The 20,003-nt window shown below is 71.9% G+C and carries 19 protein-coding genes; 11 read left to right on the plus strand and 8 right to left on the minus strand.

The window, feature by feature from the left end; all coding sequences use genetic code 11:
* Nucleotides 1-141 precede the first annotated feature (141 nt).
* A complete protein-coding gene (locus ACFWYS_RS17935; protein WP_384769234.1) occupies nucleotides 142-528 on the minus strand; it encodes an STAS domain-containing protein in 387 nt (128 codons plus the stop codon).
* A gap of 239 nt (nucleotides 529-767) precedes the next feature.
* Here ACFWYS_RS17935 and ACFWYS_RS17940 point away from each other — a divergent pair, with 239 nt between their 5' ends.
* Entirely contained in the window at nucleotides 768-1,721 is a 954-nt protein-coding gene (locus ACFWYS_RS17940) for an RNA polymerase sigma factor SigF (RefSeq protein WP_384769236.1), read from the plus strand.
* 207 nt (nucleotides 1,722-1,928) lie between these two features.
* Nucleotides 1,929-3,500 (plus strand): ricin-type beta-trefoil lectin domain protein, encoded by a 1,572-nt coding sequence (locus ACFWYS_RS17945; protein WP_384769239.1) that lies wholly within the window; start codon nucleotides 1,929-1,931, stop codon nucleotides 3,498-3,500.
* Nucleotides 3,501-3,544: 44 nt separating this feature from the next.
* Here the strand turns inward: ACFWYS_RS17945 and hutI are convergent, their stop codons facing one another.
* The 4 genes from hutI to hutU form a co-directional block, all read right to left on the minus strand.
* Complete coding sequence (gene hutI, locus ACFWYS_RS17950; RefSeq protein WP_384769241.1) at nucleotides 3,545-4,864, minus strand: imidazolonepropionase; 1,320 nt, start codon at nucleotides 4,862-4,864, stop codon at nucleotides 3,545-3,547.
* Nucleotides 4,861-6,234, minus strand: coding sequence for a formimidoylglutamate deiminase (locus ACFWYS_RS17955; protein ID WP_384769244.1), 1,374 nt, complete (start codon nucleotides 6,232-6,234; stop codon nucleotides 4,861-4,863). The genes hutI and ACFWYS_RS17955 overlap by 4 nt, the downstream gene beginning before the upstream one ends.
* The gene (locus tag ACFWYS_RS17960; RefSeq protein WP_384769649.1) at nucleotides 6,231-7,433 is read right to left on the minus strand and encodes an allantoate amidohydrolase; all 1,203 of its coding nucleotides are present in this window, start codon (nucleotides 7,431-7,433) and stop codon (nucleotides 6,231-6,233) included. Before ACFWYS_RS17960 ends, ACFWYS_RS17955 begins: the two co-directional genes overlap by 4 nt.
* A 119-nt stretch (nucleotides 7,434-7,552) precedes the next feature.
* Entirely contained in the window at nucleotides 7,553-9,217 is a 1,665-nt protein-coding gene (hutU, locus tag ACFWYS_RS17965) for a urocanate hydratase (protein ID WP_384769247.1), read from the minus strand.
* Nucleotides 9,218-9,462: 245 nt separating this feature from the next.
* On the opposite strand from hutU, the gene ACFWYS_RS17970 reads away from it, so the two are divergent.
* The 5 genes from ACFWYS_RS17970 to ACFWYS_RS17990 all read left to right on the plus strand — a co-directional run bounded on the left by ACFWYS_RS17970 (nucleotide 9,463) and on the right by ACFWYS_RS17990 (nucleotide 13,191).
* Nucleotides 9,463-10,842 (plus strand): diaminopimelate decarboxylase, encoded by a 1,380-nt coding sequence (locus ACFWYS_RS17970; RefSeq protein ID WP_384769250.1) that lies wholly within the window; start codon nucleotides 9,463-9,465, stop codon nucleotides 10,840-10,842.
* 181 nt (nucleotides 10,843-11,023) lie between these two features.
* Complete coding sequence (locus ACFWYS_RS17975) at nucleotides 11,024-11,416, plus strand: hypothetical protein (RefSeq protein ID WP_384769253.1); 393 nt, start codon at nucleotides 11,024-11,026, stop codon at nucleotides 11,414-11,416.
* A complete protein-coding gene (locus ACFWYS_RS17980) occupies nucleotides 11,413-12,201 on the plus strand; it encodes a transcriptional regulator (RefSeq protein ID WP_384769256.1) in 789 nt (262 codons plus the stop codon). Before ACFWYS_RS17975 ends, ACFWYS_RS17980 begins: the two co-directional genes overlap by 4 nt.
* A 79-nt stretch (nucleotides 12,202-12,280) precedes the next feature.
* Nucleotides 12,281-12,802, plus strand: a complete 522-nt coding sequence (locus ACFWYS_RS17985) for a roadblock/LC7 domain-containing protein (protein WP_384769258.1) — start codon at nucleotides 12,281-12,283, stop codon at nucleotides 12,800-12,802.
* A gap of 14 nt (nucleotides 12,803-12,816) precedes the next feature.
* Entirely contained in the window at nucleotides 12,817-13,191 is a 375-nt protein-coding gene (locus ACFWYS_RS17990; RefSeq protein ID WP_384769261.1) for a hypothetical protein, read from the plus strand.
* Nucleotides 13,192-13,227: 36 nt separating this feature from the next.
* Here ACFWYS_RS17990 and ACFWYS_RS17995 read toward each other — a convergent pair whose 3' ends face one another.
* From ACFWYS_RS17995 to ACFWYS_RS18005, 3 genes are all read right to left on the minus strand, one after another.
* A complete protein-coding gene (locus ACFWYS_RS17995) occupies nucleotides 13,228-13,815 on the minus strand; it encodes a hypothetical protein (protein WP_384769264.1) in 588 nt (195 codons plus the stop codon).
* An 82-nt stretch (nucleotides 13,816-13,897) separates the two neighbouring features.
* The gene (locus tag ACFWYS_RS18000) at nucleotides 13,898-14,758 is read right to left on the minus strand and encodes a MurR/RpiR family transcriptional regulator (protein ID WP_384769267.1); all 861 of its coding nucleotides are present in this window, start codon (nucleotides 14,756-14,758) and stop codon (nucleotides 13,898-13,900) included.
* Nucleotides 14,755-16,272: an aromatic amino acid ammonia-lyase gene (locus ACFWYS_RS18005; RefSeq protein WP_384769270.1), complete on the minus strand. Its 1,518-nt coding sequence runs from the start codon at nucleotides 16,270-16,272 to the stop codon at nucleotides 14,755-14,757. The genes ACFWYS_RS18000 and ACFWYS_RS18005 overlap by 4 nt, the downstream gene beginning before the upstream one ends.
* Nucleotides 16,273-16,413: 141 nt before the next feature.
* Here ACFWYS_RS18005 and ACFWYS_RS18010 point away from each other — a divergent pair, with 141 nt between their 5' ends.
* Genes ACFWYS_RS18010 through ACFWYS_RS18025 form a run of 4 tightly spaced genes read left to right on the plus strand, consistent with a single transcriptional unit; the run spans nucleotide 16,414 to nucleotide 19,714 of the window.
* Nucleotides 16,414-17,457 carry an ABC transporter ATP-binding protein gene (locus ACFWYS_RS18010; protein ID WP_384769273.1) on the plus strand — a complete coding sequence of 348 codons (1,044 nt, stop codon included), beginning with the start codon at nucleotides 16,414-16,416 and terminating at the stop codon, nucleotides 17,455-17,457.
* Complete coding sequence (locus ACFWYS_RS18015; protein WP_272114920.1) at nucleotides 17,454-18,095, plus strand: ABC transporter permease; 642 nt, start codon at nucleotides 17,454-17,456, stop codon at nucleotides 18,093-18,095. Before ACFWYS_RS18010 ends, ACFWYS_RS18015 begins: the two co-directional genes overlap by 4 nt.
* Before the next feature lies 1 nt (nucleotide 18,096).
* Nucleotides 18,097-18,759, plus strand: a complete 663-nt coding sequence (locus ACFWYS_RS18020; RefSeq protein ID WP_384769277.1) for an ABC transporter permease — start codon at nucleotides 18,097-18,099, stop codon at nucleotides 18,757-18,759.
* A gap of 22 nt (nucleotides 18,760-18,781) precedes the next feature.
* The gene (locus ACFWYS_RS18025) at nucleotides 18,782-19,714 is read left to right on the plus strand and encodes an ABC transporter substrate-binding protein (RefSeq protein ID WP_384769280.1); all 933 of its coding nucleotides are present in this window, start codon (nucleotides 18,782-18,784) and stop codon (nucleotides 19,712-19,714) included.
* The last annotated feature ends 289 nt before the right edge of the window (nucleotides 19,715-20,003 follow it).

The following is a 20,003-nucleotide window of genomic DNA, read 5'->3' on the forward strand; positions in this document are numbered from 1 at the left end:
GTCGGTCACAGTCCCCCACCCCTCGGTGGCGGACATCACAGCCGACAGGTTCAGGGTCTCTCCTGCCCGACCGGACCGAGGGAACACCCCCGTATTCGGCACAAATGATGTGACGTCTGATGCAGCGCCGGACGCGAGGGGTCAACCGGACCCGTCGGACTCGTTGGCCAGGGCATCGTCGAGCGAGTCGTGGACCGTGAAGACCGCGGAAGCCCCCGTGATCTCGAACACGCGCGCAACGGCGGGCAGCATGCCCGCGAGATGCACCCCGCCACCGGCGGCCTCCGCCTTCAGGCGCGCCCCGAGCAGCACATTCAGCCCCGTGGAGTCACAGAACTCAAGGCGCGAGCAGTCGACGACCAGTCGGCTGAAGCCCTTGGAGAGGCAGTCGTCGAGTGGCTCACGCAACAAATCGGCGGTGTGGTGATCCAACTCACCCGCCGGGGTCACGACGGCACTGGAGCCCTCTTGCCGCACCTCGACCAGAAGTCGGCCAGACTGTGCGCTGCCGACCGTCCCGCGGTCCATGCCGTGTCTCACTCCCGACGTCGTGGCTGCTGACTCACGCTCTCGAACACTACGCCCTCCCTACGCCCCCCAACACCCGAACATCCACCCAGAAACGGACATTTCGGAACACAGCGCACTTGCGGTGAGCTCGGGAAACCGGGTAGGGCTAGTAGAGACACGTAACCGACTCGGCCGGCTTTGGAGGCGCCGCACACCGCAGTGCACTCACAGGCTCCGGCAGCCATATGCCGAGAACGATGGAGGACATCATGTCACCCCGGCTCGACGCCTCGCATACCCAGAACGCGACGTCGGCACCCCGACCGGAACATCTGGATCCCATCGCGCAGAGCAGCGACGTACACCCCGAACCCGGCCTCGGCCAGGAGTTCGAACAGGACGACGTACTCGCCGGGCTTCCGGACATCCCGCCGTACGACGAGGTGGGGCCGGTGGACGCGCGGGCCCTGTCCAAGACCCTCTTCGAGCGGCTGGAGTCGCTGGAGGAAGGCACCCACGAATACTCGTACGTCCGCAACACGCTCGTCGAACTCAACCTCGCCCTGGTCAAGTTCGCCGCCTCCCGCTTCCGCTCGCGCAGCGAGCCGATGGAGGACATCATCCAGGTCGGCACCATCGGCCTGATCAAGGCGATCGACCGCTTCGAGCTCAGCCGTGGCGTGGAGTTCCCCACCTTCGCGATGCCGACCATCGTCGGCGAGATCAAGCGTTTCTTCCGCGACACCTCGTGGTCGGTGCGGGTACCGCGCCGGCTTCAGGAGCTCCGGCTCGACCTGGCCAAGGCCGGTGACGAGCTGGCCCAGAAGCTGGACCGCGCCCCGACGGTGGCGGAACTGGCCGAGCGGCTCGGGCTGACCAACGACGAGGTCGTCGAGGGCATGGCCGCGTCGAACGCGTACACCGCCTCGTCGCTGGACGCCCAGCCCGAGGAGGACGACGCCGAGGGCGCGCTGGCCGACCGGATCGGCTACGAGGACCACGGCATCGAAGGCATCGAGTACGTCGAGTCGTTGAAGCCGCTCATCGCCGACCTGCCGCCCCGGGACCGGAAGATCCTCTCCCTGAGGTTCGTCGCGGGCATGACCCAGTCGGAGATCGGCGACGAACTCGGCATCTCGCAGATGCATGTGTCGCGACTGTTGTCCCGAACACTGGTCCGGCTCCGGAAGGGTCTGACGGTCGAGGAATGACCGGCGAGGAGCGGACGCTCCCTCGCGCTGACGTGCACTGTGCCCGGTGCCCCGCCGAATCTGTCGGCAGGGCACCGGGCACAGTGCGTTCAGGGGTTACCCACAGAAACCCTTTCCCCAAAGCTCCCCTTCCTTCACTATGAGCCGTCATACCCGCCGGTAAGTCAGAACTCCGGACGGGTCGCAAGGCTGCGAGGAGGCAGGCGGATGGCTCGGGCCGGTGACGGTGACGGTGGGGACCGTGGTCATGGGATCCACGCGGGCGCGTCCGACGCACGGCTCACCGAGCTGCTGCGCGCCGACACGGCCACCGCGTACACGGCGCTCCAGGAACTGCGCGCCCGCCATCACACGTCCGTGCTCACCTACGCGCGCGTGTGCACCCCGAACGACTCCATGGCACGGCAGTTGGCGGCCCAGGCGTTCACGCTCGCGGCCCGCCAGACCGCGCGCGGCATCGATCACGGTCTGCCCTGGCGGCACCAACTCCTGCTGCTGACCGCCCGTCTGGCGGGGACCTGGGCGATGGACGAGCGGGCGGCGGGCCTGGACGCGGGGCTGCTGCTCGTCCTGAACACGGCCGGCCCCGCCGGTCCGGTCCCGCCCATGCTCACGGCGTTCCAGACGCTGCCGTCCCGCACCCAGGGCCTGATCTGGTACGGCGTCGTGGAGCGCGAACCCGTGGAACACACCGCCGGTCTCCTCGGCCTCACGCGCGCGGACGTCGCCTACGGCATCGCCCCGGCGCTCCAGCAGCTGGCCCGCGCCTGTCTGCGCGCCCGCCTCGCCGCCTCCGACGGCCTCGACTGCCCCGACTTCGGCCGCCTCATCGAGGAGTCGGTACGGCCGGACGGTCCCCGCGACAGCGCCGACCTGCACGCTCACATGGTGCACTGCCCGCACTGCACTACGGCGTACGAGGAACTGTCGGCCCTGCGGGACTCCCCGCGCACGGCGCTGGCGGAAGGGCTGCTGCCCTGGGGTGGGACGTCGTATGCGGCGGATGTCGCGGGCGAGCGGGAGGGCGTCGCCATTGTCGCGAAGGGAGGCTGGCCGGAGGGAAGTTGGCCGTGGGACCGCCGCCGGGTCGTGCTGGTGTCGGCCGCCCTCGGTGTGGCGATGCTGCCGTTGGTGCTGTTCCTGGTGGCGCAGGGTGGTTCGTCGTCGCAGGAACCCGTGAGCTCGGTCGGCACCCCGGTGAGCGTGCCGCCGGTGGCGGTGACCGTGACGGCCACGGTGTCGGCGAGCCCGTCGCCTTCGCCCACCACCAAGTCGCCCTCTCCCACCAAGAGTCCGACGAAGCGCCCGGCCCCGTCGAAGACGGCCCGCCCGAAGCCACCGCCATCCCCCAAGCCGACTCCGACCCATCCGCCGAACGGCACATACGCCCAGGTCGTGAACGTGGACTCGGGGCTGTGCCTGGACGTGGGCGGAGCCTTCTTCAACGGCACCGACGTGGTCACGTCCCCCTGCAACTCGTCCCGGACACAGCGCTGGCGCGTCGACGCCGAGCGCGGTGTGGTGCAGTCGGCCGCCGATCCCGACTTCTGCCTGGACAGCCGGGGTTCGACGGACCGGGGCGTCGGGATCTGGACGTGTGACTCGGTCTACGGGTCCAACGGGCGGAACCTGCAGTTCGTGGTGGACGGCGACGGGGCGATCCGGCCCGCCATCGCGCTGGAGACGGCGGTGACGGCGTACGGGGATGCCGGTGACGGGCTGTGGCTGGAACCGGTGGACGGGGACGCGCGCCAGCGGTGGCGGGCCGGGGCCTCCTGATCAGGCTTTTCTCGTCAGGAGACCCGTGCTGAGGGCTCTGCTGCTCAGGCCTCGCGCACGCCCCGTCGCCAGACCTCGCTGACCAGCGGCACGCCCGGCCGGTACGCCAGGTGCACATGGCTCGGGGCGTCGAGGAGGAGCAGGTCCGCGCGGGCGCCCGGGGTGAGGCGGCCGATGTCGTCGCGGCGCAGGGCCGCGGCGCCGCCCGCCGTGGCCGACCAGAACGCCTCGTCCGGGGTCATCCCCATGTCCCGTACCGCCAGCGCGATGCAGAAGGGGACGGAGGAGGTGAAGGACGAGCCCGGGTTGCAGTCGGTGGAGAGGGCCACGGTGACGCCCGCGTCGAGCAGGCGGCGGGCGTTCGGCCACTGGGCGCGGGTGGAGAACTCGGCGCCGGGGAGCAGGGTGGCGACCGTACGGCCGTTGGCCAGGGCGTCGACGTCCGCGTCCGTGAGGTGGGTGCAGTGGTCGGCGCTGGCCGCGTCCAGCTCGACGGCCAGCTGGACGCCGGGGCCGTAGGTGAGCTGGTTGGCGTGGACGCGGGGGTGCAGGCCCTTGGCCTTGCCGGCGGTGAGGATCGCACGGGCCTGGTCGCCGTCGAAGGCGCCCTTCTCGCAGAAGACGTCGACCCAACGGGCGTACGGGGCACAGGCGTCGAGCATCTCGCCGGTGACGAGGGCGACGTAGCCGGCCGGGTCGTCGGCGAAGTCCGGCGAGACGATGTGGGCGCCGAGGTAGGTGACCTCGTCGGTGTGGGCGGCGGCGATGCGCAGGGCGCGGGCCTCGTCCTCGACGGTCAGGCCGTAGCCGGACTTGGTCTCGAAGGTGGTGGTGCCCTGGCGGAGGGCCTCGGCGAGGTAGTGGGTGAGGTTGGCTTCCAGTTCCTCGTCGCTCGCGGCCCGGGTGGCCGCGACCGTGGTGCGGATGCCGCCCGCGCTGTACGGCCGCCCCGACATCCGGGCGTTGAACTCCTGCGTCCGGTCACCGGCGAAGACGAGGTGGGAGTGGGAGTCCACGAAGCCGGGGACGACCGCCCGGCCGCCCGCGTCGACCCGATTGTCAGTGGCGGGTGCTTTGCTTTGATCACCGGTCCACGCGATGCGGTCGCCTTCGATGACGACGGCCGCGTCCTGGATCAGTCCGAGGGGGGATCCTCCCCCATTCTCGAATTTGCTCGAACGGGGGGACCCCCATCCGAGGGAGGGGTCGTTGGTGACCAGGGCGGCGATGTTGGTGATGAGCGTGCTTGCGGTGCTCGCGGAGTGGGCGGGGCTGACGGTCGTCGCGTTGCTCATGGCGTCCTTGGTTGCCTGGTCGGCGGTGTCGGGTTCGGGGGCGGAGGATCCGGGCCGTCCCGGCGTCATCCGCGCAGGGCTTCGACGGCGTCCGCGAGGGCTTGCGGCACATTCGGTACGAGGGTGTGGACCCCGTCCCGTACGACGTGCCGACCTGCCACGACCGTATGCGACACGTCTGCTGCCGACGCGGCGAATACGGCCGTCTCGGCCCCGAGCCGCGGAAGCGGCCCTGCCGTCCTGACCGAGTCGAGCGCGATCGTCGTGAAGTCGGCGCGGGCGCCGGGCTCCAGGGTGCCGGTGTCGTCCCAGCCGAGGGCGGCGTGTCCGTCGGCCGAGGCCGCCCGTAGGAGGGCCGCCGCCGTCCAGTGACCTCGCGTACGGGTGCGCAGGCGCTCGTTGAGCTCCATCGCGCGCGCCTCTTCGAGCAGGTCGATCACGGCGTGGCTGTCGGAGCCGAGGGAGAGCGGGGAGCCCTCGTTCTGCAGGGCGACGGCGGGGCCGATGCCGTCCGCGAGGTCCCGCTCGGTGGTCGGGCACATACAGGTGCCGGTGCCGCTGCCGCCGATGAGGGAGATGTCCTCGGCGGTGAGGTGGGTGTTGTGGACGCCGGTGGTGCGCGGTCCGAGGACGCCGTGCAGGGCGAGCAGCTGGGTCGGGGTGCAGCCGTGGACCTCCAGGCACGCCTCGTTCTCGGCGGTCTGCTCGGACAGGTGCACATGGAGCGGTGCCCGCCGTTCCTCTGCCCACCGCGCGACGGTCTCCAACTGGTCGGCGGGCACGGCCCGTACGGAGTGGATCGCCGCCCCGATCCGTGCGTGATCCCGTTCCTTGAGAACTGAACAGCGTTCGGCCCAGGCGTCGGCGTCGCCGTCGGAGAAGCGGAGCTGGTGGGTGTTGGGGGCCTGTCCGAAGCCGGAGGAGAGGTAGGCGGTGTCGAGGAGGGTGATCCGGATACCGGCTTCGGCGGCGGCCTCGATGAGGGCCTCGCCCATCGCGTTGGGGTCGGCGTACGGGGTGCCGCCCGGGGCGTGGTGGACGTAGTGGAACTCGCCGACCGCGGTGATCCCGGCCAGCGCCATCTCGGCGTACACGGCGCGGGCGAGGGCGTGGTAGGTCTCCGGGGTGAGCCGGGCGGCCGTGGCGTACATGGTCTCGCGCCAGGTCCAGAAGGTGCCGGAGCCGACCTGGACGGTGCCGCGCAGGGCGCGGTGGAAGGCATGCGAGTGGGCGTTGGCCAGACCGGGGAGGGTGAGGCCGCGCAGGGGCTCCGCTCCCGGGGGCGGGGTGGGGACGTCCGTGCGGACGGCGGTGATGCGGCCGTCCCGGCCCGCGGCGGAGCCGCTTGTGGACACGGTGAGGGCGACGCCCGGCTCGACGTGGGTGTCGAGCCAGGCGTGTTCCAGCCAGTACGTACGGGTCCGCTCGGTGGGCGTCACGTGCAGGCCAGTCCTTCCAGTACGTCGGCGAGGGCGATGACTCCGGCCACGCAGTCGTCCTCGGCGGCGAACTCGGCCGGGGAGTGCGAGACGCCCGTGGGGTTGCGTACGAACAGCATGGCCGTCGGGATGGTCCCGGACAGGATTCCGGCGTCGTGTCCGGCACCGGTACCCAGGACGGGGACGGTGATGTCGGTGTCCTTGCCCAGGATGCGGCCCAGTTCGTCGCGCAGGGCGTGGTCGAACTCGACGACGGGCGTGAAGGACTCCCGGACGACATCGAGGTCGATGCCGTGGGCCGCCGCGTACTCCCGGGCGGCCTTCTCGATGCCGCCGACCACTCGGTCGAGGCTCGCCTGGTCCTCGGCCCGGGAGTCGAGCCAGCCGCGCACCAGGGAGGGGATGGCGTTGACGCCGTTGGGCTCGACGGCGATCTTGCCGAAGGTGGCCACGGCGCCGGCGAGTTCGGCCTCCCGGCGGGCGGCGAGCACCGTCTCGGCGTACGACAGCATGGGGTCGCGCCGGTCCGCGAGCCGGGTGGTCCCGGCGTGGTTGGCCTCGCCCCGGAAGTCGAACCGCCAGCGGCCGTGCGGCCAGATGGCGCTGGCGATGCCGACCCGGTCGCCGGACAGGTCTAGGGCGCGGCCCTGCTCGACATGCAGTTCGACGAAGGCACCGATGCGGGCGAGCCGTTCCGGGTCGGCGCCGATGGTCTCGGGGTCGTACCCGGCGGACTCCATGGCCCGGGGCAGGCTGACTCCGTCCGCGTCGGTCAGCCGATGGGCGTTCTCCACGGTGAGCTGCCCGGCGGTGAGCCGCGACCCGACACAGGCGAGCCCGAACCGGGCGCCCTCCTCGTCGCCGAAGTTGACGATGGCGAGGGGCCTGGCGAGGTCCACGCCCCTGCCGCGCAGTTCGTCGAGCGCGGCGAAGGAGGAGACGACGCCCAGGGGCCCGTCGAAGGCGCCCCCGTCGGGCACGGAGTCGAGATGTGACCCGGTGACGACGGCGTCCCCGGCGGCGGGGTCCCCGAGCCAGGCCCACTGGTTGCCGTTGCGGTCGGCCTCGTAGGTGAGCCCGCGCGCCTCGGCCTGGTCCTTGAACCAGGCCCGGCAGTCGAGGTCGGCCCCGCTCCAGGCGAAGCGACGGTAGCCGCGGGAGTCGGGGTGCCGACCGATGGGGAGCAGCTCGCGCCACATCTCGTGGAAGGAGGCGCCGCCAGGCTGAGAGTGAGCCAAGGTGGGCACAGCCGGACCCGCACCCGGCGACGAAGCCTCGGCCCCCGCCGGAGAGTTGCCGTGCCCGCCCAGATGCTGAGTCACGCGTCGTCACCCTCGCGCATAGGAACCCGAACCGCACGCTCGTCGGCGACCGACTCCGCGATGTCGTAGCCCGCGTCCACGTGCCGGATGACGCCCATGCCGGGGTCGTTCGTCAGCACGCGGCGGATCTTCTCGCCGCCGAGCTTCGTGCCGTCGGCCACGGTCACCTGGCCGGCGTGGATGGAGCGGCCCATGCCGACGCCGCCGCCGTGGTGGAGGGACACCCAGGAGGCACCGGAGGCCACGTTCACCATGGCGTTCAGCAGGGGCCAGTCGGCGATCGCGTCCGAGCCGTCGAGCATGGCCTCGGTCTCGCGGTAGGGGGAGGCCACCGAACCGCAGTCCAGGTGGTCGCGCCCGATCGCCAGCGGCGCGGCCAGCTCGCCGCTCGCCACCATGTCGTTGAAGCGCTCGCCCGCCTTGTCCCGCTCGCCGTAGCCGAGCCAGCAGATACGCGCGGGCAGGCCCTGGAAGTGGACCCGCTCGCCGGCCATCTTGATCCAGCGGGCGAGGGACTCGTTCTCGGGGAAGAGGTCGAGGATCGCCTTGTCGGTCTTGGCGATGTCGGCCGGGTCGCCAGAGAGGGCCGCCCAGCGGAAGGGGCCCTTGCCCTCGCAGAACAGCGGGCGGATGTAGGCGGGGACGAAGCCGGGGAAGGCGAACGCCCGGTCGTATCCGGCGAGTTGGGCCTCGCCGCGGATGGAGTTGCCGTAGTCGAAGACCTCGGAGCCGGCGTCCATGAAGCCGACCATGGCCTCGACGTGCCTGGCCATGGCCTCGCGGGCCCTGGTGGTGAAGCCCGCCGGGTCCTTGGCGGCGGCGTCGGCCATGTCCTCGAAGGCGATGCCCAGCGGCAGGTAGGCCAGCGGGTCGTGGGCCGAGGTCTGGTCGGTGACGATGTCGATGGGCGCGCCCATGGCGAGGAGCTGCGGGACCAGCTCGGCGGCGTTGCCGAGGACGCCGATGGAGAGGGGGCGGCGGGCGTCACGGGCCTCGGTGGCGAGCTGGAGGGCGTGGTCGAGCGAGTCGGCCTTCACGTCCAGGTAGCGGTGCTCGATGCGGCGCTCGATGGCGCGCGGGTCGCAGTCGATGCAGATGGCGACGCCGTCGTTCATGGTCACGGCGAGCGGCTGGGCGCCGCCCATGCCGCCGAGACCGGCGGTGAGGGTGATGGTCCCGGCGAGGGTGCCGTCGAACTTCTTCGCGGCGACGGCGGCGAAGGTCTCGTAGGTGCCCTGGAGGATGCCCTGGGTGCCGATGTAGATCCAGGACCCGGCCGTCATCTGGCCGTACATGGTCAGGCCCAGCTGCTCCAGGCGGCGGAACTCCTCCCAGTTGGCCCAGTCGCCGACGAGGTTGGAGTTGGCGATGAGGACGCGCGGGGCCCACTCGTGGGTCTGCATGACGCCGACGGGGCGGCCGGACTGGACGAGCATCGTCTCGTCCTGCTTGAGGGTCCGCAGCGTGCGCACCATGGCGTCGAAGGAGCGCCAGTCGCGGGCCGCCTTGCCGGTGCCGCCGTAGACGACGAGCTTGTCGGGGTGCTCGGCGACCTCGGGGTCGAGGTTGTTCTGCAGCATCCGCAGGGCGGCTTCCTGCTGCCATCCCAGGGCACTCAGTTCCGTACCGCGCGGTGACCGGACGGGGCGGGGTCCTGACATGGTCTGCCTCCCAGCGGGCTGTGACTGCGAACTGTCGGGGGTGGAACTGTTGAGGTGGATATTCACATCCTGACCGTCTGAATAGAACTAGTCAATACATCCGTGCGCCAGCGCGTGCGCGTTCCGGGTGTTTGGCTGGATGCATGGGCCCATACAAAGAGCTCGGCCCCGTACAAAGGGCTGGGGCTCGCCGAAAGGGCCAGGGCTCGTACGACGACGCGACGGGGAATGTGGTGAACGACCGAATGGCCAGGGGGATCGGGATCCCGGCGTATGACGCCGACCGGGCGGCGCGGCGGGACGAGGCGGTGCGGGCGGCCGTGGAGCAGGGGCTGCTCGGGCCCGACTCCCCCATCGTCGGCCTGCTGGACGTCACCGGCATCCGGGAGTCGGCGGTGGCGCTGCGGGCGGCGTTCGACGCGGTGGTGGCGCCGGGGACACCCGTGCTGCACGCCTTCGCGGTGAAGGCGACCCCGCTGGTGCCGGTGCTGCGGCTGCTGCGCGAGGAGGGCATCGGGGCGGAGGTGGCGAGCCCGGGCGAGCTGGCTCTGGCGCGGGCGGCGGGGCTGCGTCCGGAGATGACGGTGCTGGACTCGCCGGCCAAGACCCCGGCCGAGCTGCGGGAGGCGCTGGCGCTGGGCATCGCCGTCAACGCGGACAACCCGCAGGAGCTGGACCGGATCGACGCCCTGGTGAGGTCGGCCGGGAGTCGCTCGCCGCTCGGGATCCGGGTGAATCCGCAGGTCGGCGGCGGTTCGATCGAGGCGACGTCCACGGCGACGGCGACATCGAAGTTCGGGGTGGCGCTGCGGGACGAGGGGACGCGGGAGTGGGTCGTGCGGGCATATCAGGACCGCCCGTGGCTGACCCGGCTGCATGCGCACACCGGCTCGCAGGGCATCCCGCTGTCGCTGATGACGCAGGGGGTCGCCCAGACGTACGCCCTCGCCGAGGAGATCAACCGGCGGATCGGACGGCGGCAGATCGACACGCTCGACATCGGCGGCGGGCTGCCGGTCAATTTCGCCTCGGACGCCACCACACCGACGTACGCGCAGTACGCGCGGCTGCTGAGCGAGGCGGTGCCCGGGCTGTTCGACGGCCGCTACGGACTGGTCACGGAGTTCGGCCGGTCGCTGCTGGCCAAGCACGGGACGATCGTGGCGCGGGTCGAGTACGCCAAGAGCGCGGGCGGGCGGCCGGTGGCGGTCACGCACGCGGGGGTGCAGGTGGCGACGCGGACGGTGTACGCGCCGGGGAGCTGGCCGCTGCGGATCGCGGCGTACGACGGCAAGGGGCGCCCGAAGGAGGGGCCGGCCGTGGTGCAGGACGTGGCGGGGCCGGCCTGCTTCTCGGGCGACCTGCTGGCCGAGGCGTGCGCGCTGCCACTGCTGGAGCAGGGCGACTTCGCGGCGGCGACGGACACGGGGGCGTACTACTTCGCGCACCACTACGCCTACAACTCCCTTGCCCGGCCCGGCATTTACGGCTTCGCGTCCGACGACGCCGGGGGCATCGCCTTCGCGACGGTGCGTGAGCCGCAGTCGCTCGACGAGATCGTGGCCGAATCAGGAGGGGCGCACGCCGCTTCGCTCACCACCCTGCCCGCGCCGAAGCGCCGTTGATGAAGACCGGCGTCGGGCAGTAAGCCGTACACGATCAACTGGCTCGAAAACAGGCTCAGTTGACCCACCCTAGCCACTCCGCGCATGTTCCACCGGAAAATGCCCGAACGCTCACTCGCCGCACACACGTTGCGTAGTTTCAACGTCACTCAGGCGAACCCCAGGCGGGAGGGGAGCGACGGTGCCCGGAATCGACGAGTGCTTGCTGGAGACGATGAGGCTGCCCGGTGCACGGGGGGCGGCCCTGGTCGACTGGACCAGCGGGCTGGCCCTGGGCACCGTGGGCGACCCTCCGGGCGGTGACCACGAGACGGCGGCCGCCGAGGCCGCGGAGCTGGCGCGGCTGGCCGCCGAGCAGCACGCGTTCGGGCCGGCCGACGGCTCCGACGACGTGGATCCGCCGGTCGAGGACGTGATCCTCAGCAACCGGGACAGCTACCACGTGCTGCGGTTCGTGCCGACGACGTTCGACAGCAGCGTGGTGCTCTACCTGTGGCTGGCCCGCTCGGACGGCAACCTCGCGCTGGCCCGCATCCGGCTGGGCGAGATGGCCGAACGGCTGGTGCTGGCATGACCGTGGTCGGAACCACCCCGCCGCCGCAGCTGCCGGTCCGGGACGCGGCGGCGGCCCGGGAACGGGCGCGGGGCGTGGTCTCGCCGATGCTGACCCGGCTCGCCGAGGAGCGGGCCACCGGCGTCCTGGCCCGTGAGCACGGCGCGATCCACCTCGTGGACGGCCAGGTGGTGCACGCCGAGAGCCCGCTCGCGCCCAGCCTCGGCCTGCTCCTGACGACCCACGGCGCGCTCGACGTCGAGACCTGGCAGGACGCCGAGGACAACGCCGACGAGGAGCGGCTCCTGCGGCGCGGCCTCCCGCCGGGGGCGTTGGAGCTGGCCCAGGTGAGCGCGCTGTACGACGCCGCGTACTTCGCTCTCGCCCCCAGCAGCGCGCCCGGCCGCTTCCGCTACGGCACCGCGCACTGGCTCGCCTCCGTGCATCCCGTGGCGGTGGACGACCTGGAGCGCGAGACGCTGCGCCGGCGCGCCCTGCTGCGCCGTATCTGGCCCGACCCGGCGACGGACGCCGCGCCGCTGATCCGGGCCGACCCGGTCGCGGCCCCGGCGGTCCCGTCCCGGCAGGCCGCCGTACTCGCGAGGGTGGACGGCGTGCGACGGGCCACGGACATCGCGCGGGAGCTGGGCAGACCGGCGTTCCACACGCTGGTGCACATACGGCGGCTGGCCGCGGCGGGGCTCGTGTCCTCGCAGCCGCCGCCCATGGAGGACCACCCACCCGACGCCGCCGATCCCTACATCGCGCTGCTGAAGAGGGTCAGGGATGCGCTGGAGGCCCTTTGACCGCAAACCCTTCGAGGACCGCGAGCCGGTCGGGGTGCCGCGCCCGCCGCAGCGGTCCCGTGCCGAGAGGAGAAACCTGATGGCGGCCGAGGCCCCGCTACTCGACGAGTTCCGCCGGCTCAGAGCCCGTGTGCCCCAGCTGACCGGGGCGCTCGCGGCCGGCGTGGACGGCCTCGTCCTCGCCCACGACACACCCGGCGTCGAACCGGACGGCCTCGCCGCGCTGACCGCCGCCGCACTCGGTGTCGCGCAGCGCATGACGGACGCGACCGGCCGGGGCGACTTCCGTGAACTGCTGGTACGCGGGGTGGACGGCTATGTGGCGACGTACGCCGCGGGCGAGACCGCCGTGCTGACGCTGCTCGCCAAGGACGGCGTCAACGTCGGCCGACTGCATCTGGAGGGCCGCCGCGCCGGTGCCCGCATCGGCGAGCTCGTCGACGCGGAGGCGGCGCCGCCCCGCAGGAGCCCCGCCAAGAGCTCCGCCAAGGAGCCGAAGGAGGCCAAGGAGCCCGCCAAGTCCATGCCCACCCGCACGAGAACCGCGCGTTCCGCACGCACCACGACCGCCAACGCGCGTACCACCACCACCGACAGTTGAGAGGAACCCCCATCATGGCCAACACCGAGACCACCCTGAAGGAATGCCTCGCCTCCATCGAGGGTGCGACCGGCGTCGCGCTCGTCGACTACACCAGCGGGATGGCGCTCGGCACGCTGGGCGGCGGCAAGAGCTTCGACCTCAATGTCGCCGCCGCGGGCAACACGGACGTGGTCCGCTCCAAGATGCGCACGATGGAGCACCTCGGCCTCAAGGGCGGCATCGAGGACATCCTGATCACGCTCTCCGACCAGTACCACCTGATCCGGCTGATCACCGGGCGCGGGGGCAACGGCCTCTTCCTCTACCTGGTCCTCGACGCCAAGCGGGCCAACCTCGCCATGGCCAGGCACCAGCTGAAGAAGATCGAGGAGGACCTGGAGGTCTGACCCACCGGACCTACCTGACCCACCTGCCCCGCTGACCTACACGAGCGCCGCGGTGCGGCGGCGGCCCCCGCCCGGGGCCGCGTCGCCCGCGGCGATGCCGGTACTGCGGTAGGCCTTCACGGCCCTGCCCGCCGGCCGGCCGCCCCGGCCGTCGAGCCAGTCGACCCGCACCCACAGCAGGGCGTTCTCGGCCCGCTCCCGCCGGCCGAGCCACGACGCCTTGAGCCACAGCCCCGCCCCGCACCCGGCCAGCAGCATCCCGCCCGCCGCCGGAACCGCGAACGCGCTGCCCAGCGCGGCGAGGAACGCGAGCAGCAGCCACCAGCGGTGGCCCCGGCGCCAGTTGCGAACGGCCACGGCACGGTCCTGGAGCACATCGTGCTTGCCGGCCCGGGCGGCCGAGCGGCTCAGGGCGGCGTACCGCTTGCGGCGGGCGTACGCCACGACCGGCACGGCGACGATGAACAGCGCCGCCCCCGCCAGCACCCCGATCCGGCGTCCCGTCAGCCCCGGCACCAGCACCCCGATGCCGGCCGCGAACACCCCGAGCCACCACAACGGCGCCGCCCCGGCCCGTACGACGACGGCCACCCGAGCCAGCCCCTGTCCACCTGCGCGTGCCACGTCCCGCCTCCCGTCTGTCCAGATGCTGTGCGCGCACGCTAGCCAGCGAACGTGAGACGAGCCTTAAGAACGGGTCAGGACCTCACTCGACGAACAGCCCCCGGGCCGCCGCCCGCGCGTCGAACTCCTCCAGCCGCGCCTGGGCGTCCGGCAGGTCGTCGCACATGGCCTCCAGCAGGACCCGGCCCAGCAGCATCGGCGCGCAGGCCGTGTCGAAGGCGAGGCCCGTGCCGACGGCGGCGGGCAGCAGCAGGTCGGAGACCTTGGCGACCGGCGCGAACGCGGAGTCGGCGACGGTCACCACCGTCAGCCCGGCCTCCTTGGCGTGGGCGAGGGTGTCCACAACCTCGCGCGGATGCCGGGGCAGCGCGAAGCAGAGCAGGGCGCTCGCGCCGGCCCGTACGGCGGCGTCGATACGGTCCTGGATCATCGTGCCGCCCTCGTCCAGCAGCCGTACGTCCGGGTGGACCTTGGCGGCGAAGTACGAGAAGCCGTACGCCTGGGAGGCGGCGGCGCGCAGGCCGAGCACCGGCAGCGGGCGCGAGGCGGCGAGCAGCCGTCCGGCCTTCTGCACCGGGCGCGGGTCGGCCAGCACCTCCGCCAGATGCCGCAGGTTCTCGATCTCGGCCTCGACGGCCTGCTGGTACTCGTTGTACGAGCCGGTGTCCGCCGCCTGCTCGACGGGGGCGACCTCGCGCAGGTGCTTGCGCAGCGCCGGGTAGCCGTCGAAGCCGAGGGCGACGGCGAAGCGGGTCACGGACGGCTGGCTGACCCCGGCCAGCTCGGCCAGTTCGACGCTGGACAGGAAGGGCACGTCGGCGGCCCGCCGCACCATGCTGTGCGCGATGCGCCGCTGGGTGGGCGTGAGCCGGTGCCCCTCGAAGAGCGCCTGCAACCGCGCGGCGGGGCTGTCCGTCCCGTGGGTGTTCCTGTCCGCGCTCATGCCGCGCTCCCCCTCCAGATCTCCGTGAACCGGTCCAGCAGTGCGGCCGCCGCCGTCACGTCGTCGGTGAGCGGACGGTCGGCCAGGTCGTCGTCGAGCACCGACTCGGCCAGCTCCATCGCCCGGCCGATCGGAAGCTCAGGTTCGGGCCTGAGGCCGCGCTGACGCAACGCCCGTACGGCGGCGACCAGTTCACAGCCGACGACGAGACGGTACGCGCCGCACGCACGCAGTGTCTGCCGCGCGGCGAGCGAGGCGAAGCTGGCCTGCTCCTCCACGCCCCGGGAGAGTACAGCGTGGCCGAGCGAGGCGGGGGCGGAGAAGGCGCGCAGATCACCGAGGGCGGCCGCGGCGGCGTACTCCAGGATCATCACGCCGGACGAGGCGGGCGCATGGTCGGCGAGGAAGGGCTTGAGGCGGGTGTAGGCGGGCTCGTTCAGGGTGGACAGGCGGGACGTCGACAGGCGGGCCACCTGGGTCAGGGCCAGCCTGAAGTGGTCCAGGGAGAGGGCCAGTTGGGCCTGGTAGAAGCCGCCGTGATGGTAGGCCGCCATGTCCTCGGGGGAGATAAGAGGATTCTCCGCGGCGGCGTTGATCTCCACCGCGAGCACCTCCTCCAGGGCGTCGGCCGCGTCGTGCGCCGGGCCGTGGATCTGGGGCAGACAGCGGAAGCCGTACGGGTCCTGGATCCGGCCCAGTGGCGGGGTCGGGCGGTCCTCGGCCCCGATCAACTCCCGCATCCGCCGGGCGACTTCGGTGCTCCCCCGGTGCGGCCGGGCGGTGTGCACGGGGGCGGCGTACGCCTCGTGGGAGCCGTCGACCGCGAGCAGTGACAGGGCGGCGACGACCTGGGTGGCGGCGACGAGACCGCGCAGTTCATGCAGGGCGAGGGCGGCCTGGCCGAGGGTGAGGGCGTTGCTGCTGATGAACGCGAGGGCGTCGTTGTTGTCCAGCGGCTGCGGCTGCGGCGCCCCGGAGCCTCGCCAGGGATGCTCACCGGCCAGCGCGAGGCCGGTCTGCGCGAGCGCCGCGAGGTCGCCGGTGCCGACCGAGCCGAACTCGTTCACGACCGGGTGGGCGCCGCTCTCCAGCGCCTCGCACAGGGCGGTGATGACGGTGGGGCGCAGGCCCGCGCCACCGGCCAGCAACTGGTTGGCGCGGACGGCGAGCATGGCCCGGACCTGTCGGGCGGGCAGTTCCTCGCCGATGGCCCCGGCATGGCTGCGCAGCAGACGCAGGCCGTGTTCGGCGGCGGCGTCGGTGGGCACGTCCTCGTTCCGGTTGGCGCCCACGCCGGTGGAGCGGCCGTAGACGCGCCCCGTCGCGGCGATGAGGCGGGCGGCGTCCCAGGACTCCTCGGCCCGCTTCATCGCGTCGGTCGACGGGACCGGCCGCGCGGCCCCGTCGGCGAGGCGTGCGACGTCCTCGACGCCGAGCCCGATTCCGTCGAGGACGACGAGTCCGGTGTAGCCGGAGGGCACGGCCTCCGGCGCGTCCACGATCCGAGACGACATCAAGCCCGAACTCCCCTCAATCAGGACATCCCGTCTTGCTCTTCGGTCATCCGTTACTTCGGATTTACACCAACCCGTTGACAACCTATTCAGCTACCAAGAACTCTGCATGACGTTATACAGCCGGGCAAGGGACATCTCATGATCCAGTTCGACGCGGTCCACAAGCGCTTCCCCAACGGCACGACAGCAGTCCATGATCTCTCCCTGGAGATGCCGGAGGGCGGCGTGACCGTCCTGGTCGGATCCTCCGGTTGTGGCAAGACGACCACCCTGCGGATGATCAACCGGATGGTGGAACCGACCTCCGGCACCATCAAGGTCGGCGGCAAGGACGTCACCCGCCAGGACGCCGCCGAGCTGCGCCGCTCCATCGGGTACGTCATCCAGCAGGCGGGCCTGTTCCCGCACCGCACGGTGCTGGACAACATCGCCACCGTGCCGCTGCTGCTCGGCTGGAGCCGCCGCAGGGCCCGCACGAAGGCGGCCGAGCTCCTCGAAACAGTGGGCCTGCCCGCCGAGACCGGCCGCCGCTACCCGCATCAGCTCTCCGGCGGCCAGCAGCAGCGCGTCGGCGTCGCCCGCGCGCTCGCCGCCGATCCGCCCGTGCTGCTGATGGACGAGCCGTTCGGCGCGGTCGACCCGGTCGTGCGCACCCAGCTCCAGGACGAACTCCTGCGCCTCCAGAAGGAGTTGAGCAAGACCATCGTCTTCGTCACGCACGACGTCGACGAGGCCGTACGGCTCGGCGACCAGATCGCGATCTTCCGCACCGGCGGCCACCTCGTCCAGTGCGCCTCCCCCACCGAACTCCTCGCCCGCCCCGCCGACGACTTCGTGGCCGACTTCCTCGGCGCCGAGCGCGGCCTGAAGCTGCTGTCCCTGCGCACCCTCGCGGGCGTCCCGCAGAGCCCGGCACCGGAGGGCGGCGACTGGAGCCTGGTGCTGGACGCGGCGGACAAGCCCCTGCACTGGGCGTCGAAGGACTCGCAGGGCGCCGAGATCCCCGTACGGCCGCTCAGGGACGGCGACTCCCTGCTCGCGGCGCTCGACGAGTCCCTCGCCTCCCCCACCGGCCTGATCGCCCGCGTCGACGCGGACGGCGTCCTCACCGGCGTCACCTCCCGCGACGCCATCCACGAGCACGCGGGCCGGGCGCACTCGGAAGCCCGGGTGGCGGCATGACCGTCGACTGGTCGTGGATAGGCGACCACACCGACGACCTCACCACCCTGACGATCTCCCACCTCCAGGCCGCGCTCACCGCCGTCTTCCTGGGTGTCCTGATCTCCCTGCCCCTCGCGGTGATCGCCCACCGGATCCGCCCCCTGCGCGGCTTCCTGCTGGGTCTGTCGAACGTCCTGTTCACGATCCCGTCGATCGCGATCTTCGTACTCCTGCTCCCGGTCTCCGGCCTCACCCGCACCACCACCGTCATCGGCCTGACGGTCTACACGCTGGTGGTCCTGCTCCGGAACACGGTCGAGGGCCTGGACTCGGTCCCGGTGAAGGCGAAGGAGGCGGCGAAGGCGATGGGCACCCGCCCGCTGCGCACCCTCCTCACCGTGGAGTTCCCGCTCGCGCTCCCCGTGATCATGGCCGGCGTCCGGATCGCGACCGTCATGTCCATCTCCCTGGTCTCGGTCGCGACCTACATCGGCGACGGCGGCCTCGGCCAGCTCTTCACCGACGGCTTCCAGCGCAACTTCCCGACCCCGGTGATCGTCGGAGTGGTCCTCACACTGCTCCTGGCCGTGGTCGCGGACGCGGCTCTGGTCGCCCTGCAGTACGTCCTGACCCCCTGGCGGAGGCGGCGAGCCTGACATGTACGAACTCTTCGAGAACCTCGGCGCCTGGCTGGTCGGCAGCGAGCAGTGGACCGGCCCGGACGGCATCGCGCACCGCCTGGCCGAACACCTCCAGTACTCCCTGCTCGCCACGCTCATCGCGGCCGCGATCGGCCTTCCTCTCGGCCTGCTGATCGGCCACACCGGCAAGGGCGCCTTCGTCGCGATCAACCTCGCGTCCTTCGGCCGCGCCCTGCCGACCGTCGGCCTGGTCGTGCTGGTCTTCCTGGCCGGCGGGCTGTCCATGCTGCCGGTCTACGTCGCACTGGTCGCCCTCGCGGTCCCGGCGATCGTCACCAACACCTACGCCGGGATGACGGCCGTCGACCCGGACGTGAAGGACGCGGCACGCGGCCAGGGCATGCGCGGCCACCAGGTCCTCTTCCAGGTGGAGCTGCCCCTCGCCCTCCCGCTGATCATGACGGGCCTGCGGCTGGCACTGATCCAGGTCGTGGCCACGGCCACCATCGCCGCGTACGTCTCCTTCGGCGGCCTCGGCCGCTACGTCTTCGACGGCCTGGCCCAGCGCGACCTCGTGCAGGTGCTCGGCGGCGCGGTGCTGGTCGCCGTGGTCGCCGTGGTCCTGGACCTGGCCCTTTCGGGCCTCCAGCGCTTCCTCTTCCGCCACCGCACTGCCTAGGGACCTCTCGATGAACCTCCCGATGAACCGACGCGCGCTCCTCGGCGGCCTCTTCGCAGCCGCCACCGTCCCCGCCCTCGCGGCCTGCTCCAGCGGCATCACCTCCCTCGAAGGCGGGGGATCCGCCGGCTCCGGCGGCGGCTCCAGCAAGGGCGGCCTCACCATCGGCACCGCCAACTTCACCGAGAACCAGGTACTCGGCTACCTCTACGCCGCCGTACTCGACGCGGCCGGTGTGAAGGTGAACGTCCGCCCCAACCTCGGCACCCGCGAGATCCTCATCCCCGCCCTCAAGGGCGGCGACATCGACCTGCTCCCCGAGTACCAGGGCGCCCTGCTGCACTACGTCGCCCCCAAGGCGACGGCGACGGAGGAGGGCGAGATGCAGAACGCCCTCACCATCGCCCTGCCCAGCGGCCTCCAGGTGCTGCCGTACGGCATGGCCGAGGACTCGGACGCCTTCGTCGTCACCCGGGAGACGGCCGAGAAGTACGGCCTGACCTCCCTCGCCGACCTCAGGAAGCAGAACGGCAAGCTGGTGATCGGGGCGGCGCCCGAGGTGAAGAAGCGCGAGGTCGGCGCGGTGGGCCTCAAGGACGTCTACGGGGTGGAGTTCAAGGAGTTCAAGTCCCTGGACTCCTCCGGGCCGCTCGTGAAGGGCGCCCTGAAGAAGGGCGACGTGGACGTGGCGAACCTGTTCACCACCGACACCGACATCCAGGCCAACGACTGGGTGGTGCTGACCGACCCCAAGAACCTCATCCCCGGCCAGCACGTCGTCCCCCTGATCGCCGACCGCAAGGCCGACTCCACCGTCCGCAAGGCCCTGGCCCGCCTCGGCAACACCCTGACCACCGAGCAGCTCACCGAGCTGAACCGGCAGGTCGACAAGGACAAGAAGGACCCGGAGGACGTGGCGGACGCGTACGCGAAGGAGCACGGCCTGGTGAAGTGAGGGCACGCGGGCACGCCCCCTGCGGAACAGGGGGGCTAACCCCAGTGCGAGCGCCCGCACCGCTCCTTACCGTGGATCGCATGACCGGAATGGACGCGCGGGACACCGAGCTCAAGAAGGAACTCAACGCCTCTCTGCAGGCCCGCAGGGAGCTGGGTGAGGAGTACGAGTCCGGGGGGGGGGGGGGGGGGGGGGCGCGCGGGCGGGGCCCCCCCCGCCGGGCGGGCGGGGGGCGGAAACGGCGCGGGCCGGCCGCGACCCCACCAGAGGGGGGCCGGGGGGCGGCGGC

The sequence above is a fragment of the Streptomyces sp. NPDC059010 genome (genome assembly GCF_042740355.1).
In the GTDB taxonomy this organism is placed as follows: Bacteria; Actinomycetota; Actinomycetes; order Streptomycetales; family Streptomycetaceae; genus Streptomyces.